14 protein-coding genes are annotated in these 14,587 nt (G+C 45.4%); 5 read left to right on the forward strand and 9 right to left on the reverse strand.

Translation table 11 applies throughout. The features are described from left to right. Nucleotides 1-23: 23 nt before the first annotated feature. The gene (locus M1B78_RS06480) at nucleotides 24-842 is read right to left on the reverse strand and encodes a glycogen/starch synthase (RefSeq protein ID WP_257931412.1); all 819 of its coding nucleotides are present in this window, start codon (nucleotides 840-842) and stop codon (nucleotides 24-26) included. Nucleotides 843-1,088: 246 nt separating this feature from the next. Between M1B78_RS06480 and panC the strand changes: the two genes are divergently transcribed. Further along, nucleotides 1,089-1,946 (forward strand): pantoate--beta-alanine ligase, encoded by an 858-nt coding sequence (gene panC, locus M1B78_RS06485; protein WP_257940211.1) that lies wholly within the window; start codon nucleotides 1,089-1,091, stop codon nucleotides 1,944-1,946. 32 nt (nucleotides 1,947-1,978) lie between these two features. Continuing rightward, on the forward strand, nucleotides 1,979-2,332 hold the full coding sequence (gene panD, locus M1B78_RS06490) for an aspartate 1-decarboxylase (protein ID WP_005823568.1): 354 nt from the start codon (nucleotides 1,979-1,981) through the stop codon (nucleotides 2,330-2,332). Nucleotides 2,333-2,396: 64 nt separating this feature from the next. On the opposite strand, the gene M1B78_RS06495 is transcribed toward panD, so the two are convergent. The 4 genes from M1B78_RS06495 to M1B78_RS06510 all read right to left on the reverse strand — a co-directional run bounded on the left by M1B78_RS06495 (nucleotide 2,397) and on the right by M1B78_RS06510 (nucleotide 8,337). Further along, nucleotides 2,397-2,690 carry a hypothetical protein gene (locus tag M1B78_RS06495; protein ID WP_257940212.1) on the reverse strand — a complete coding sequence of 98 codons (294 nt, stop codon included), beginning with the start codon at nucleotides 2,688-2,690 and terminating at the stop codon, nucleotides 2,397-2,399. Between the two features lie 515 nt (nucleotides 2,691-3,205). Beyond that, the gene (locus tag M1B78_RS06500; RefSeq protein ID WP_257940213.1) at nucleotides 3,206-5,506 is read right to left on the reverse strand and encodes a bifunctional dihydroorotate dehydrogenase B NAD binding subunit/NADPH-dependent glutamate synthase; all 2,301 of its coding nucleotides are present in this window, start codon (nucleotides 5,504-5,506) and stop codon (nucleotides 3,206-3,208) included. A 263-nt stretch (nucleotides 5,507-5,769) separates the two neighbouring features. Continuing rightward, nucleotides 5,770-7,044 (reverse strand): serine--tRNA ligase, encoded by a 1,275-nt coding sequence (gene serS / locus M1B78_RS06505; RefSeq protein ID WP_257940214.1) that lies wholly within the window; start codon nucleotides 7,042-7,044, stop codon nucleotides 5,770-5,772. Between the two features lie 123 nt (nucleotides 7,045-7,167). Further along, nucleotides 7,168-8,337, reverse strand: coding sequence for a 6-bladed beta-propeller (locus M1B78_RS06510; protein WP_246866946.1), 1,170 nt, complete (start codon nucleotides 8,335-8,337; stop codon nucleotides 7,168-7,170). Nucleotides 8,338-8,854: 517 nt separating this feature from the next. Here M1B78_RS06510 and M1B78_RS06515 point away from each other — a divergent pair. Further along, on the forward strand, nucleotides 8,855-9,157 hold the full coding sequence (locus M1B78_RS06515) for a transposase (RefSeq protein ID WP_246866960.1): 303 nt from the start codon (nucleotides 8,855-8,857) through the stop codon (nucleotides 9,155-9,157). Next, nucleotides 9,145-9,333: a hypothetical protein gene (locus M1B78_RS06520; RefSeq protein WP_257940215.1), complete on the forward strand. Its 189-nt coding sequence runs from the start codon at nucleotides 9,145-9,147 to the stop codon at nucleotides 9,331-9,333. The genes M1B78_RS06515 and M1B78_RS06520 overlap by 13 nt, the downstream gene beginning before the upstream one ends. 486 nt (nucleotides 9,334-9,819) lie before the next feature. On the opposite strand, the gene rpmA is transcribed toward M1B78_RS06520, so the two are convergent. From rpmA to M1B78_RS06545, 4 genes are all read right to left on the reverse strand, one after another. Beyond that, nucleotides 9,820-10,089 carry a 50S ribosomal protein L27 gene (rpmA, locus tag M1B78_RS06530; RefSeq protein ID WP_136010598.1) on the reverse strand — a complete coding sequence of 90 codons (270 nt, stop codon included), beginning with the start codon at nucleotides 10,087-10,089 and terminating at the stop codon, nucleotides 9,820-9,822. A 22-nt stretch (nucleotides 10,090-10,111) separates the two neighbouring features. Next, nucleotides 10,112-10,429 (reverse strand): 50S ribosomal protein L21, encoded by a 318-nt coding sequence (gene rplU, locus M1B78_RS06535; protein ID WP_136010599.1) that lies wholly within the window; start codon nucleotides 10,427-10,429, stop codon nucleotides 10,112-10,114. A gap of 626 nt (nucleotides 10,430-11,055) precedes the next feature. Further along, the gene (locus M1B78_RS06540) at nucleotides 11,056-11,472 is read right to left on the reverse strand and encodes a DUF3667 domain-containing protein (protein ID WP_257931405.1); all 417 of its coding nucleotides are present in this window, start codon (nucleotides 11,470-11,472) and stop codon (nucleotides 11,056-11,058) included. A gap of 16 nt (nucleotides 11,473-11,488) precedes the next feature. Continuing rightward, a complete protein-coding gene (locus M1B78_RS06545) occupies nucleotides 11,489-12,178 on the reverse strand; it encodes an HAD family hydrolase (RefSeq protein WP_257940216.1) in 690 nt (229 codons plus the stop codon). A gap of 173 nt (nucleotides 12,179-12,351) precedes the next feature. Between M1B78_RS06545 and M1B78_RS06550 the strand changes: the two genes are divergently transcribed. Next, entirely contained in the window at nucleotides 12,352-14,583 is a 2,232-nt protein-coding gene (locus M1B78_RS06550; RefSeq protein WP_257940217.1) for a GH92 family glycosyl hydrolase, read from the forward strand. Nucleotides 14,584-14,587: the final 4 nt, after the last annotated feature.

Raw genomic sequence — 14,587 nt, forward strand, 5'->3', positions numbered from 1 at the left:
TATTGTCTAAATCAATTTTATTTTTATTTTGTTTCCCATACTTTGTCGTAGAAGTCGTTGCAGGCTTCGGTAAAGTTTTCGGGAGATTGATATTCCAATACCGGTTTTCCGGATTCGCGGGCATAGTTCATCACTTCCTCATCGACATGCTTGCTTTGCTGGATAATGCCGTCGGAGAAGTCCGCAGCCAGTTTGCAAAGTGAAGTGTAGTCAATAGGTTCCTTCAATCCGGCAATATCTTTCTTGGTGATGCCTTTCAGCAACAGCTTGTTGGGGAAGTCTGCGTGGAAAGGTTGCTTGAAGTCATCTTCATAAAGAGAAAATACGACCTTGGCATCTCTGAAGGAAGGTTCGTCTTTGTAAGCTTTCTTGATATACAGAGGCGCCAAAGCGGTCATCCAGCCGTGGCAGTGGATGATGTCAGGACACCAGCGCAGTTTCTTCACTGTCTCCAGTACACCGCGGGCATAGAAGATGGCGCGGGCATCATTGTCTTCATACTCTTCACCGTTTTCATCCATTGCCTGCAAGCGGTTTTGGAAGTAGTCGTCATTGTCGATGAAGTACACTTGCATACGTGCAGACTGGATAGAGGCAACCTTGATGATGAGCGGGTGGTCGGTATCGTCAATGATGAGGTTCATGCCAGAGAGTCGTATCACTTCATGCAGCTGGTTTCTGCGTTCGTTGATATTTCCCCATTTGGGCATAAACGTTCTGATTTCTCTGCCTTTTTCTTGAATAGCCTGAGGTAGGTTTCTGCCTACGAGGGACATTTCGGATTCTGAAACGTAAGGAGTAATTTCTTGGGTTATAAATAAAACCTTGTTCGCCTTTGTCATAATAACAATGTTCTCAATTATTTTGCAAAGATATAAAAAAAAACGGGCAATAAAGCAAACGTAGCCTGTCTATAATTCCTTATGAATTGTTAACTGTTTGTTTTTCAGTGATTAAAGTGCTTGGGGCTTGGCTGGAAAGTGTATTGGGTTTTGCATTAATTTGCGATATTTCTTCTTTATATGCTAAATAATGGTTTATTTTGCACCGCTTTTGCGAACAACCAAGTTATTATATAACCAATTAAAATGGAAATAGTACATACTATCAAGGACTTGCAGGCCGGACTTTCGGCTTTGAGAGCCCAAGGAAAGAAGGTAGGTCTGGTGCCTACGATGGGTGCTTTGCATGCCGGTCATGCCTCATTGGTGAAACGTTGTGTGGCAGAAAATGACGCTGCCGTAGTAAGCGTTTTTGTAAATCCGACTCAGTTTAATGACAAGAATGATTTAGTGAAATATCCCCGTACGCCGGAGGCTGACTGCCGTCTGCTGGAAGCGTGTGGAGCTGCATTTGTCTTTGCACCTTCGGTGGAGGAGATGTATCCGGAACCGGATACCCGCCGTTTCAGCTATGCGCCGCTGGACACAGTGATGGAAGGGGCATTCCGTCCGGGGCATTTTAACGGTGTCTGCCAGATTGTGAGCAAGCTGTTTGATGCGGTGAAGCCGGATTGTGCCTACTTTGGCGAGAAAGATTTCCAGCAGTTGGCCATTATCCGCGAGATGGTCCGCCAGATGAAGTATCCTTTGGAAATTGTAGGGTGTCCGATTGTGCGTGAGGAAGACGGGTTGGCTCTGAGCAGTCGCAATGCCCGTTTGTCTGCCGAAGAACGCAAAAATGCACTGAAAATTTCGCAGACTTTATTTGAAAGTCGTACCTTTGCAGCCTCACACACGGTAGCTGAGACACGGAAGTTTGTGGAAGACACCATCGCAGCCGCCCCCGGATTGCGTTTGGAATACTTTGAACTGGTGGATGGCAATACCTTACAGAAGATTGCCGATTGGGAGGAAACTTCTTATGCTGTGGGTTGCATCACAGTGTTCTGCGGGGAAGTTCGTCTGATTGATAATATCAAGTACAAAGAGCCTGCTGCCTTGTAATTTATGATTAGTAATTCGTAATTTATAAAGATATGATGATTGAAGTGTTGAAGTCGAAAATCCATTGTGCCCGCGTCACGGAAGCGAACCTGAACTATATGGGAAGCATCACGATCGATGAAGATTTGATGGATGCCGCCAACATGATTGCCGGCGAGAAGGTGTATATAGCCGACAATAATAACGGTGAGCGTTTTGAAACCTACATTATTAAGGGCGAGCGTGGTTCTGGCAAAATTTGCCTGAACGGTGCGGCAGCCCGCAAGGTGCAACCCGATGACATTGTTATTATCATGTCCTACGCGCTGATGGACTTTGAAGAAGCCAAGTCGTTCAAGCCGACGGTGATTTTCCCCGACCCGGCAACGAACAAGGTGGTGAAGTAGTCTCTTTATTGAAATATAGAAATAAAGCCTCGTTTGCAATTTATCTGTAAACGGGGCTTTGTTTTTACTTCTGATACTTCTCCGCAGGGTTCGTATGAGAATGAGGAGCCGATTTAATCTTGTCGAGTAAATACAGAATCTCAGTTTGGACATCAAAATTATATCTTTGGTAATCCTGATAGGTGGGCATCAGGTCCGGATAAAGTGTGTGGGCACACCGGTCTTTGCCCGGAAAGCATATTTGTATGGAGTTGGAGATAGAGCCTTGCATACCGGTATAGGGTAGCCGGAATAAGGTTTGTTCCATATAGGTATTGGGGGCTTGTCCGCTGGGTATTCCTACAAGGGTAGCACCCATTTTCCACAGATAGAAAGTGTAGTGGAAAGCTGCACTGAAGGTACGTTCGTTGGTAATGACGTAAATGTGTTCCTTCCAGTGCTAGGTAACGCTGATTTGCTTGTTGATTGGCTGTGGGAGGTAAAAGGTAGGTGTGTCCGTCTTGCAGATTGGATAGGAAAATGTTTACCTTGTCAAAAAAAAGTCTGTTTTGTACCGGGAGTCCGGCGTAACTCGTTCTCCAGATGGAAAGCTTGTTCGTAGAAGAATACTTTTCCTCCGAAGCCGCTGTAAGGGTCGGGATGGGTTGCTGCCAGTTCTTTTACCAGATACCGAAAGTCTGAAGCAAGGGAATCCCCGTTTAGGGGCTCTTGGGCGCTTGACAATAGGAAACCAGACAGAGAAGTAGGGATAGATAAATACGTTTCATTTTCTTGAAATATTAAATTGTATGTTAGAAGGGGAAAGCAGAGGGAGAGGTTGTAGTAGAATAAAAAAGGTGGAGTTCGTATGTCTCCACCTTTCATGACAGATTCTTATTTTTTTAGCTGTTCGTTCATCGCTGCTGCTGCCTTTCGTCCGTCTCCCATGGCAAGGATTACGGTAGCACCTCCGCGGACAATGTCGCCTCCGGCAAAGATGGTCGGGATGGACGACTGCATATTATCATTGACGGCAATCGTTCCCTTCCGGCCCAATTCCAATCCCTTGATGGAGCTTGGGACAATCGGGTTGGGAGATACACCTACGCTGACGATGGCAAGGTCAATGTCGATGGTTTCCGTGGCTCCGGGGATGGGTACGGGACTACGACGTCCGCTGGCATCCGGTTCACCCAACTCCATCTTCTGAAGCACCACTTGTTTTACTTTTCCTTGTTCGTCGGCGATGTATTCAATCGGGTTGTGAAGGGTCAGGAACTCTACACCTTCTTCCTTGGCATGCTTCACCTCCTCGATACGTGCCGGCATTTCTTCTTCCGAGCGGCGGTAGATAATCAGGGCGCGCTCTGCACCGAGGCGGCGTGCAGTACGCACAGAGTCCATGGCAGTATTGCCGCCACCTATCACGGCTACGCATTTACCGAAAGGAACCGGTGTATCGGAATCTTCACTTGCCGCATCCATCAGGTTGACACGGGTCAGGTATTCATTGGACGAGAGGATATTGATGGAGTTCTCGCCGGGGATATTCATAAAGTTGGGCAGTCCTGCACCCGAAGCTACGAATATGCCCTTGAAGCCTTCTTCTTCCAATTGTTCCACGCTGAGCGTCTTGCCAATGATACAGTCTTTGACGAATTCCACTCCCATTTTGGCAAGGTTGTCAATTTCCACGTCCACCACCTTGTTGGGCAGGCGGAACTCCGGAATGCCGTATTTCAATACACCGCCGATCTCGTGCAGTGCTTCGAAAACGGTCACGTCATAGCCATACTTTGCCATATCTCCGGCAAACGACAGACCTGCAGGTCCCGAACCGATGACGGCAACTTTGATACCGTTCTTTTCCTTGATTTCCGGTATGGAGATTTGTCCGCTTTCCCGTTCGTAGTCGGCGGCAAAACGTTCCAGATAGCCGATGGCTACCGGCTTCTCGTTCATCTTCAGATGGATACATTTGGATTCGCACTGCTTCTCCTGCGGACAGACGCGACCGCAGACTGCGGGCAGTGCACTGGTTTCTTTCAGGGTCTTGGCAGCTTCGAGGAATTCGCCGCGCTCGATGTTCTTGATGAAGCGGGGGATGTCGATGCCTACGGGACAACCTTCCGTACATCCGGGGTTGGCGCAGTCCAAGCAACGTTTGGCCTCTGTCAGCGCTTGTTCTTTCGTTAACCCTTGATTGACTTCCTCTTTGCGGCTGTGCGAGCGGTATTCTGCATCGAGTTCGTTCATCTCCACACGCGGAATTGCCGTGCGTTCTTTGGCTTTCATGGATTTGCGCAGTTCCTGGCGCCAGGCAGCGTTACGGCTTTTCTCGTCTTCTTTGTTCTCACTGGTGGCCTGGCAGGTTTGCGGTTCTTCCAGCTTGTGCATTTCTTCGCGTTCGATACTTTTGAAGGCGCCCATACGCTTCAGCATTTCGTCGAAATCCACTTGATGTCCGTCGAACTCGGGGCCATCTACGCATACGAACTTCGTTTTTCCGCCTATCGTGATGCGGCAGGCTCCACACATGCCCGTGCCGTCCACCATAATTGTGTTCAGCGATACGTCGGTGGGTATTTCATATTTCTTTGTCAGCAAACAAACAAACTTCATCATGATGGCAGGGCCGATGCAGAAGCATTTATCCACTTTCTCGCGTTTGATGACTTCTTCCACACCTTCCGTCACCAGACCTTTGCGTCCGTAGGAGCCGTCGTCGGTCATGATGATGACTTCATCGGAACTTTCGCGCATCTCCTTTTCAAGGATAATAAGTTCTTTGGTACGACCTGCCAGTACGGTAATGACACGGTTGCCGGCAGCTTTCAGCGCCTGTACGATGGGGAGCATGGGAGCTACGCCTACACCGCCTCCGGCACAAACCACGGTTCCGAAGTTGTCAATGTGGGTGGCTTGTCCCAACGGACCGACAACATCCGTAATGTAATCGCCTTCATTCAGTTCGCAAAGACGGGTAGAGGAGAGTCCGACTTCCTGAACCACCAGAGTGATGGTTCCCTTTACCGGGTCGGCTTCTGCAATGGTAAGCGGCATACGTTCGCCTTTTTCGCCTACGCGCACAATGACAAAATGTCCTGCCTTACGTGACTTAGCAATTAGCGGTGCTTCAATGACTAATTTGAATACCTTTTCTGAAAAATGTTTTTTGCTAATGATTTTATTCATTATCTAATGATTTTGTTGGTATAATTACGTAATTACTGTCAGATTGATAGATTTTGCAAAGATAAGGGTTATTTGTTAATAACAAAGAAAGGGGGATGGAAAAAATGATGGAGGTGAGGGAGTTGAGGGGATGGCACGCAGATGACACAGATAAGGCAGATGACCACAGATAATTGTTGCTATAAATAATTAATCTGTGGTCATCTGCCTTATCTGTGTCATCTGCGTGCTATTCTCTTTTTATAGCACAAAAGATGCGGCTTTTAGTCAATTATCTCGAATCCGGTATACGGTACCAGTGCTTTCGGAATGCGGATTCCTTCCGGAGTCTGATTGTTTTCCAGCAAGGCGGCAACGATACGTGGCAGAGCCAGTGCAGAACCATTCAGCGTATGGCAAAGCTCTGTTTTCTTTTCTGCCGTGCGGTAGCGGCATTTCAGACGGTTGGCTTGATAAGTGTCAAAATTGGAGACGGAACTTACTTCCAGCCAACGTTTTTGTGCTTCGGAATACACTTCGAAGTCGAAGCAGAGGGCAGCCGTAAAGCTCATGTCACCGCCACAAAGACGAAGAATGCGGTAGGGCAGTTCCAGCTTCTGGAGCAATCCTTCCACATGGTCCAGCATTTCCTGATGAGACTGCTTGGAATGTTCGGGCTTGTCGATGCGCACCAGCTCTACTTTGGAGAATTCGTGCAGACGGTTCAGGCCGCGTACATCTTTTCCGTATGAGCCGGCTTCGCGACGGAAGCATTGGGTATAAGCGCAATTCTTGACGGGCAACTGCTTTTCGTCCAGAATCACATCGCGGTAGATGTTTGTTACCGGAACTTCGGCTGTAGGAATCAGATATAAGTCGTCCACTTCGCAATGGTACATTTGTCCTTCTTTATCGGGAAGTTGCCCCGTACCATAGCCGGAAGCAGCGTTCACTACTGTCGGCGGCATAATTTCCGTATAGCCCGATTTGCGTGCTTCGTCCAGGAAGAAGTTGATGAGGGCGCGTTGCAATTGTGCGCCTTTACCTTTATATACAGGGAATCCCGCGCCTGTAATCTTTACGCCGAGGTCGAAGTCAATCAGGTCATATTTCTTGGCCAGCTCCCAGTGGGGCAGGGCATCTTTGGGCAATTCGGTTTCCATACCACCCATTTTTTCCACTACATTGTCCTCGGCGCCTACGCCTTCGGGCACGCTATCGTAGGGAACGTTGGGAATGGTGTAAAGCAAAGTCTGCAAATCATTGGCAGCCTGCTCCATATTGGCCTGCAATTCTTTGTTGGCCTCTTTCAGTTCGGCCACACGGCTCTTGGCGGCTTCCGCTTCTTCTCGCTTGCCCTCCTTCATCAGTTGTCCGATGGATTTGGAGAGTGAGTTGGCTTCCGCCAGGTTTTTATCTAAGAGGGTTTGGTTGGCTTTTCTTTTGTTATTGAAGTCCAGCACTTGTCCGATGGTTTCCTTCGCATTCTTGAAGTGCTTCTTTTCCAGTCCGCGGAGAACCGCGTCGGTGTTTTCTGTAATCTGTTTGATGGTAAGCATATTCTTATATACAATTTAAATACTCTGATTTTGAGGGCAAAGATAACGCAAATAGCAGGTAATACAAAAAGATAGTTGCTTATTTTTTGTATTGCCTGCTATTTGCGTGGTTTTATCTTCCTGTCATTTCACAACTTCATAGAATGCGATAATCGGATTGCCGGAATCGGGATTGTAGCTGCGGAATATTTCAGGATAATCTTTGTCTGGTTCATTGGCTAAAGCCCACTCGATGGTTTCCGGGGTTATATACCCCCAGAATCGGTTTTTGTACACTCCGTTGATTAATCGGTAAAAGGGAACTTCTCTTCCTGCTTTGTCCGCCAGTCTTTTTCCACAATATATCTGCTTTTTCCGGGATAGGTCATAGAGGACAACTTGCAGATAGCCGCCTTTATAAAACTGGAAATAAAGCAAATTTTCGCACTTGTATATACATTCTATTCCCAAAGAGTAGGCTGATTTCATGAGTCCCATCTCATTTGCTTTTTCTTCAATCTTCGAGAATGGCAATGGATTGGGAATCTTTATCTCGTAAACGGCCTTTAAACCATTCGGGCTTAGTTTGTAGACTATGTTATCGAAGTTTCTGCAATAGTATAGTACGGAATCATTGTAACTGAACGGCTGTGGTGTGGCACTGAAATGATATTCGGCTTCTGCTTGATTGTGTGCAAAATAGCGTTGAACAATATCAGTGCCGTTTTTTGATAATAATAGGGAATAGTGCAGTGTACTGTCGTTGGGGTAATTACTGTGAAACTGATTATCGTAGTAATAAACTCCATCCGATGAAGCCATTGCACCGGGATTGGGCTTGGGAAACTTCTCTGTTTTAATATGTTTCCCATTATCGGAGTTATAATATAGCAGTGTCGTCTTCGGGTTGTCGTAAATAACCAGTTCTCTGCTTTGCTCGTTTATTGCAAAAGCGCTGATACGTACATATTCTCCCGGTCCGGCCCCTACTGCATCTATCTTAAAGATGACATTGCCTTGCATGTCATAACAAACAATTCTGGAAAATGCATCAAGCACATATATTTTTTCGTTTTTTATCTGCACTTCCTTGATAGCGCCAATTAAAGGTTCGGCGGCCAGTTGAACATAAGAAGCGGCCTTGAGGTATTTTCCTAAGTACTCGAAATCATAGTCTTCTACTTCCACCGTTATGGTTTGTAGTCCTTCGGTGGATATATTCTCTGCTTGAAATAAGGATTCGTTACTTCTGTTCTTGTTTTGGCAAGAACAGAAAATAAGTAGGAAAGTTGTGATATAATATAGTTGTTTCATAATAGTTATTTTTTATTAAAAGACTCCACCACATGCTACTGAGGTACAAGAATATGGTACTACGCAAAATACGCAAACTCTTTCTACACTACTTTCAAGCCATCCTCCACCTAATTCTAGTTTACACCTTCGGGTCTCAGGTTGATACCATTGATTGTCACCTTCACTCTCATTTTGGGCTAAGGCTTCAATATTTAGTAAATCAAAGTCGGTGATTAATATTGATTTGCTATTTGATTAAAAAAATAAATTAGAAATGATAATAACCAAACTGGTAATAGCTAAAATAATAACTTTTCTTTTCATGGCATTTACAATTTAAAAGGTCGTTAAACAATCATTAGAATATTTTTTTTGTATTTGTTTGAAAATGCATAAAGGTAAATTCGGGCACTTCTTTGACAGGGAAGAAAATATCTCTAAGAGCCTGTTTAAAAATGACTGAAATCTTTTTCTAAAGAGGTTTCCGTATCCGTCAGATTATTTCTTTCTTTGAAGCGACCAAACTTTAAAAAAGATGTATCAGACAGATTTAACGGAAACCGATTGGCAATATATAACAAAAGTATTGAACCTGCAAGAAAGAAAGCGAAAATATGATTTGCGATTGATTTGGAACGCTATATTTTACCTGGTAAAGACAGGTTGTCAATGGCGGATGCTTCCTCTTGACTTTCCCAAGTGGCAGTTGGTCTATTACTACTATCGCAAATGGGCCTCTCAATTGGATTTTGACTTGTTGTTAGAGAAATTACGTGGGCATGTACGTGTGAAACGTGGTCAAAGCATGGCTTTCTTATTGCCGTTATGGTCACCATAGCTAATGTGCATGACAGTAAAGCCGCTTATTTGCTGATGAGGGTTCTTAAGGAGATGTGCTCCAGTGTAAGAAACATCCTTGTCGATGGAGGTTACCGAGGAGAACTTGTCGATAACATAAGAAAGAAATTCGGATATGTCATTCAGGTTGTTATCAGCGCGTACAAGGAACTGTGATTCAGACCCATTCAAAAGAGATGGATTGTGGAAAGAACATTCTCATGGATGGATTACAATAGAAGGCTCTGCCGAAACTATGAACTAACATTCGATTCGGCAGAGGAAATGGTCAAATTGGCCACTATAAGATTATTATTGAAGAAAATTTAAACAGGCTCTTATTGCCCACAAGATAGAATTTAGTTCGATTTCTTTTTCTGTTTGTTTTTGTATGCTACTTTTTAGGGTATAATGAAGTTGGAGATTGGATTTGACCGATAGAATCAATCCTATTGAAAGGACAAATATGATTATATAGGTCAATTGGGTTTTCATACTACCTGTTTTTCACAAATGTCGCGGAAAAAAATATCTTATTCTATTTTTTAATATTTTTTTTATATTTATTGCTATGCAACTCGTTTGAAGCATGTTGTATTATAATAAAGAAAGGCTGAACTCATTGAAGAATCCAGCCTTTCTTTTATTTCTTGTCTGTAAAACTTATGCTTCTGCATTTTCTGCGGGGATAACAGAAACTGAACGTCTGTCTTCCTTGCCCACTTTGAACTTTACAGTTCCATCTACTAAAGCGAAAAGAGTGTGGTCTTTTCCCATACCGATGTTGTCACCCGGATGGAATTCAGTACCTCTTTGACGAACGATGATGTTACCTGCCTTGCAAGTTTCGCCACCAAATATCTTAACGCCTAATCTCTTACTCTGTGATTCGCGGCCGTTCTTAGAACTACCGACACCTTTTTTATGTGCCATTTCTTCTTACTGTTTTAATTGATTAAGCTACTACTTCTGTGATTGTTAACTCTGTGAATTGTTGACGGTGACCGTTCAACTTGCGATAACCTTTTCTTCTTTTCTTGTGGAAAACGAGAACTTTATCGCCTTTTACCATGTTTGATACGACTTGGCAAACAACCTTTGCGCCTTCTACGGTGGGAGCACCTACGGTAATGTTGCCGTCTTTGTCTACCAAAAGAACTTTGTCAAACTCTACTGTTGTACCGTTTTCTGCATTCTGGATGTGGTGTACAAACAGTTTCTTGCCAGCTTCTGCTTTGAATTGCTGGCCGTTGATTTCTACAATTGCGTACATTTCTTATATATAATGTATAAGTTAGCTCCGTCGGGTGGTCTCTAATCACTTAGAAAGCACTTGGTCGAACCCGGTGCGGAATAATCGGGCACAAAAGTACTCTTTTTATTCTAATCGGGCAAATGTTCTTTTGCTTTTTTATTTTTTTGTATACATGGCTCTTTAATTTGAGGTAGCTAGAAGGAGTTTGGAGAGTGTAAACCTCTACTTGAGCATCCTGAAGTTGACAACTGTATATGGCAAGTTGACAGACTCTTGTGTCTAATCTGACAGACACTTGTGTTCAGCCCGACAGACACTTGTGTTTAATCTGACAGACACCGGAGTCTGTCGCGATAGGCACCGGAGTCTGACAAACATGCCGGAGAAGGTGTTCACCGCCACTCTCCGAAGGGAAAAGAAGTTTCACCGGAAATGCCGATGGATAGGGCGTTTCAGAAAAAGGTGAAAGATATGGAAGCACAATAATGCAAGTAAAACAAGCCGGGTACAGGTCATCTCATGCAGCTGCAAAGGAAAGGCACGGGAATGAAAATGTCAAGCTTTACGTCAACAGGGCTCTCTTTTTGATGTCTTCAAGATTATGACGAACTGGATAAAGCTCTCTATTTTCTTTATGAAAGAAGTTATAGGATGGCTTCCGCTATAAAATGAATTTTATCATATAGATACAGGCCAACGCCAGCGCGGCAATGATTTCTTCTTTGTCTGTCTGTTCTGTCTCTTCCGTCCTTTCCGTCCTTTCTTTTTTGGCTCAGGGCTTCCGGGTCTACCGGTTGCACGGCCATGATATAAAGGACTGCAAGAATGAAGAGTGTCTGGAATGGGTGAAAATACTCTACACGCTTATCGTCGATGAAGTCTCTAATCATGTATTCCGGACGGTAGAGGAGTTCCAGAAGGGTACGCCCAAAAACGTTGTCTATATTGAATAAGCCTCCGGCAATGTTTTTAAGAGTGTTACTCAACCGGTAGCGTGGAGTGTTGCGGCTTTGTCCGCAACGGTTGCAGTAGTTGCCAGTATAGGTGGTGCCGCAATTCAAGCGGGTGCAGGTTGCGTTACCGGCAGGAGGAGTTTTTCAATCTTGAATATGAGGAATGCTCCTCTTGTATTGTCGGCAGCTCTTCCAAAGTGCTCATTATTTTCCGGTGGGGGTACTTCTCCAGCTCTTTGACAGTGGTTACTCCGTGGGTAATCCCGGCAAAGTCTATTCCGGCTGCTTGGGCTGTTTCTGCATCTACCGTGCTGTCGCCTATATAGAGGGTCTCGGCTTTGCTGACATGCAGTCGTTTAATGGCAAGGAGCAGCCCTTCGGGGGATGGCTTGGCGGCTTTCACGTCTTCACCACCCACGATAATCTCCATAAAGTCTGCGGGAAAATGCTGGTCGAGGAGTTCCTTGATGCGGAATCGGTATTTGGTCGAGATGATTCCGATGCGGGCGCCGGAGTCCTTCAGCGCAGTCAGTACGGACTTGGTTTCCGGAAAAAGCATCGTATTGACAGTCATATGCGTGTCGGCCTCTTTTCGGTATTCCGCCTTGAATCCTGCCAGTTGTCCGGCATCTGTCATACCGGTGAGGATGGAAAAAGAGGCTTCCAGAGTCTTGCCGATAGTACGTTTGATGTCATCATCCGTCACCTCTGTATATCCGTGACGGGTCAGTACGTTGCGGAAACAAGTGACGATTCCGCGGGAAGAATCAGCAAGCGTATAGTCAAAGTCGAAAAGATAGGTCGTGTAATTCATTGTGACTTTTTGTGGCAAAGATAGTGTAAAGTATATTTTTGTAAAATTAAAAAGAGGATTAATCGGAAATTTGTATTATTTTTGTTTGCGTGAGTTCTGTTTAAAAGTTGCAAGATGTGTAAGTGTTTTCTTCGGTTGGGTTGTTACACTATACATGTTAACTCTATAATGTTATGAATTTGATAAAGTCTTATTGTTGGGTTGTAGTCTTTTCATTCTTTGGGGCATGTACCCCGCAAGTGTCGGACATGAAAAGTGTGTCTTATACAGAGTTCGTGAATCCCTTTATCGGTACGGATTTTACCGGAAACACCTATCCGGGTGCCCAGGCGCCGTTTGGCATGGTGCAGCTCAGTCCTGACAACGGACTGCCGGGCTGGGACCGTATTTCCGGATATTTTTATCCGGACAGTACCATTGCAGGCTTCAGCCATACCCATCTCTCCGGAACCGGCGCTGGTGACTTGTATGACATCTCTTTTATGCCGGTGACATTGCCTTATAAGGAGGCGGAAGCTCCGCTCGGCATTCACTCTTTGTTCTTTCATTCGGAAGAATCGGCAAGCGCCGGATATTATCAGGTGCGTCTGAAAGATTATAATATCAATGTAGAGTTGACGGCCACCGAGCGTTGTGGCATTCAGCGGTATACTTTCCCAAAAGCCGATGCTGCCGTTTTCCTGAACTTGAGGAAAGCTATGAACTGGGATTTTACCAATGATTCTCATATAGAAGCTGTCGATTCGGTAACGGTGCAAGGTTACCGTTACTCTGACGGTTGGGCACGCGACCAGCGCCTCTACTTCCGTACACGTTTCTCCAAACCGTTTGCTGCGATGCAGCTCGATACGGCTGCCATAGAGAAAGACGGCAAGCGGATAGGGACATCCGTCATTGCACGATTTGACTTCCGGACTAAGGAAGGGGAGCAGATTCTTGTCAGTACTGCCATTTCCGGTGTGAGTATGGAAGGGGCGGCACGTAATCTGGCAGCCGAAGTACCCGATGATGATTTCGACAAATACCTGGCTGCTGTGCAGGATGATTGGAACGAACATTTGTCCCGGATAGAAATAAAATGCGATGACCGCGATGAGAAAGTCAAGTTCTATACGGCTTTGTATCATTCGATGATTGCTCCTACCATTTACAGTGATGTGGATGGTGCCTATTACGGTCCAGACAAGCGAGTGCACCGGGCAGAGGGCTGGACAAATTACAGTACTTTCTCCTTGTGGGATACTTACCGTGCGGCTCATCCTCTCTATACCTTTATTGAGCCGGAGCGGGTGAACGATATGGTGAAGTCCTTCCTCGCTTTCTTCGAACAGAACGGCCGCCTTCCCGTATGGAACTTCCAGGGAGGTGAGACCGATATGATGATAGGATACCACTCTGTGCCGGTCATTGTAGACGCTTATCTGAAGGGTATTGGGGATTTTGATGCGAAAAAGGCCCTGGAGGCTTGTGTGGCTACTGCCAATATCGATTCCTATCGTGGCATCGGGCTGTATAAGAAATATGGCTATGTTCCTTATAATGTGACGGATTGGTATAATTCGGAAAACTGGTCACTTTCCAAGACTTTGGAATATGCATACGATGACTATTGCATAGCCCGTATGGCAGAGAAGCTGGGCGATAAGGAGGTTGCGGACGAGTTTTATAAGCGTTCCCGTAATTACCGGAATGTCTATAATCCGGTAAGTTCTTTCATGCAGCCCCGTGATGACAAGGGAGAGTTTATCCAGAACTTCTCGCCGGATGACTATACTCCGCACATATGCGAGAGCAACGGCTGGCAGTACTTCTGGTCTGTGCAGCAGGATATTGACGGTCTGATAGCTTTGACCGGAGGCAAGGAACGGTTTGCCCAGAAATTGGACAGCATGTTTACTTACAATCCTTCTTCAGATGATGAGCTGCCTATTTTTAGCACTGGGATGATTGGCCAGTATGCGCATGGAAATGAGCCCAGCCATCACGTCGTCTATCTGTTCAATGCTGTGGACCAACCTTGGAAAACCCAAAAATATGCAGCCCGGGTGATGCATGAACTCTATTTGAACACTCCTGCCGGTTTGTGTGGCAACGAGGATTGCGGACAGATGTCTGCATGGTATGTGTTCAGCGCGATGGGATTTTATCCGGTAGACCCGGTTCGCGGAAAATATGAAATCGGTACTCCCCTATATCCGGAAATGAAGATGCACCTGCCCGGTGGAAAGACTTTTACGGTACTGGCACCGGCGGTGAGCAAGGAAAACTGCTACATCCAATCTGTAAAACTCAACGGTAAGAGCTATAGTAAAAGTTATATTACGCATGAACAGATTATGGATGGAAGTGTTTTCGAATTTGAAATGGGGGATAAGCCAGGTCAGGCATGGTACCGCTCCCGATAACCGG

Source organism: Bacteroides muris (ex Fokt et al. 2023) (assembly GCF_024704895.1).
GTDB lineage: Bacteria > Bacteroidota > Bacteroidia > Bacteroidales > Bacteroidaceae > Bacteroides > Bacteroides muris.

Coding starts and splice junctions, on each gene's coding strand:
- M1B78_RS06480 (WP_257931412.1), bottom strand. CDS start 842: ATGACAAAGGCGAACAAGGTTTTATTTATAACCCAAGAAATTACTCCT.
- panC (WP_257940211.1), top strand. CDS start 1,089: ATGGAAATAGTACATACTATCAAGGACTTGCAGGCCGGACTTTCGGCT.
- panD (WP_005823568.1), top strand. CDS start 1,979: ATGATGATTGAAGTGTTGAAGTCGAAAATCCATTGTGCCCGCGTCACG.
- M1B78_RS06495 (WP_257940212.1), bottom strand. CDS start 2,690: ATGGGTGCTACCCTTGTAGGAATACCCAGCGGACAAGCCCCCAATACC.
- M1B78_RS06500 (WP_257940213.1), bottom strand. CDS start 5,506: ATGAATAAAATCATTAGCAAAAAACATTTTTCAGAAAAGGTATTCAAA.
- serS (WP_257940214.1), bottom strand. CDS start 7,044: ATGCTTACCATCAAACAGATTACAGAAAACACCGACGCGGTTCTCCGC.
- M1B78_RS06510 (WP_246866946.1), bottom strand. CDS start 8,337: ATGAAACAACTATATTATATCACAACTTTCCTACTTATTTTCTGTTCT.
- M1B78_RS06515 (WP_246866960.1), top strand. CDS start 8,855: ATGTATCAGACAGATTTAACGGAAACCGATTGGCAATATATAACAAAA.
- M1B78_RS06520 (WP_257940215.1), top strand. CDS start 9,145: ATGGTCACCATAGCTAATGTGCATGACAGTAAAGCCGCTTATTTGCTG.
- rpmA (WP_136010598.1), bottom strand. CDS start 10,089: ATGGCACATAAAAAAGGTGTCGGTAGTTCTAAGAACGGCCGCGAATCA.
- rplU (WP_136010599.1), bottom strand. CDS start 10,429: ATGTACGCAATTGTAGAAATCAACGGCCAGCAATTCAAAGCAGAAGCT.
- M1B78_RS06545 (WP_257940216.1), bottom strand. CDS start 12,178: ATGAATTACACGACCTATCTTTTCGACTTTGACTATACGCTTGCTGAT.
- M1B78_RS06550 (WP_257940217.1), top strand. CDS start 12,352: ATGAATTTGATAAAGTCTTATTGTTGGGTTGTAGTCTTTTCATTCTTT.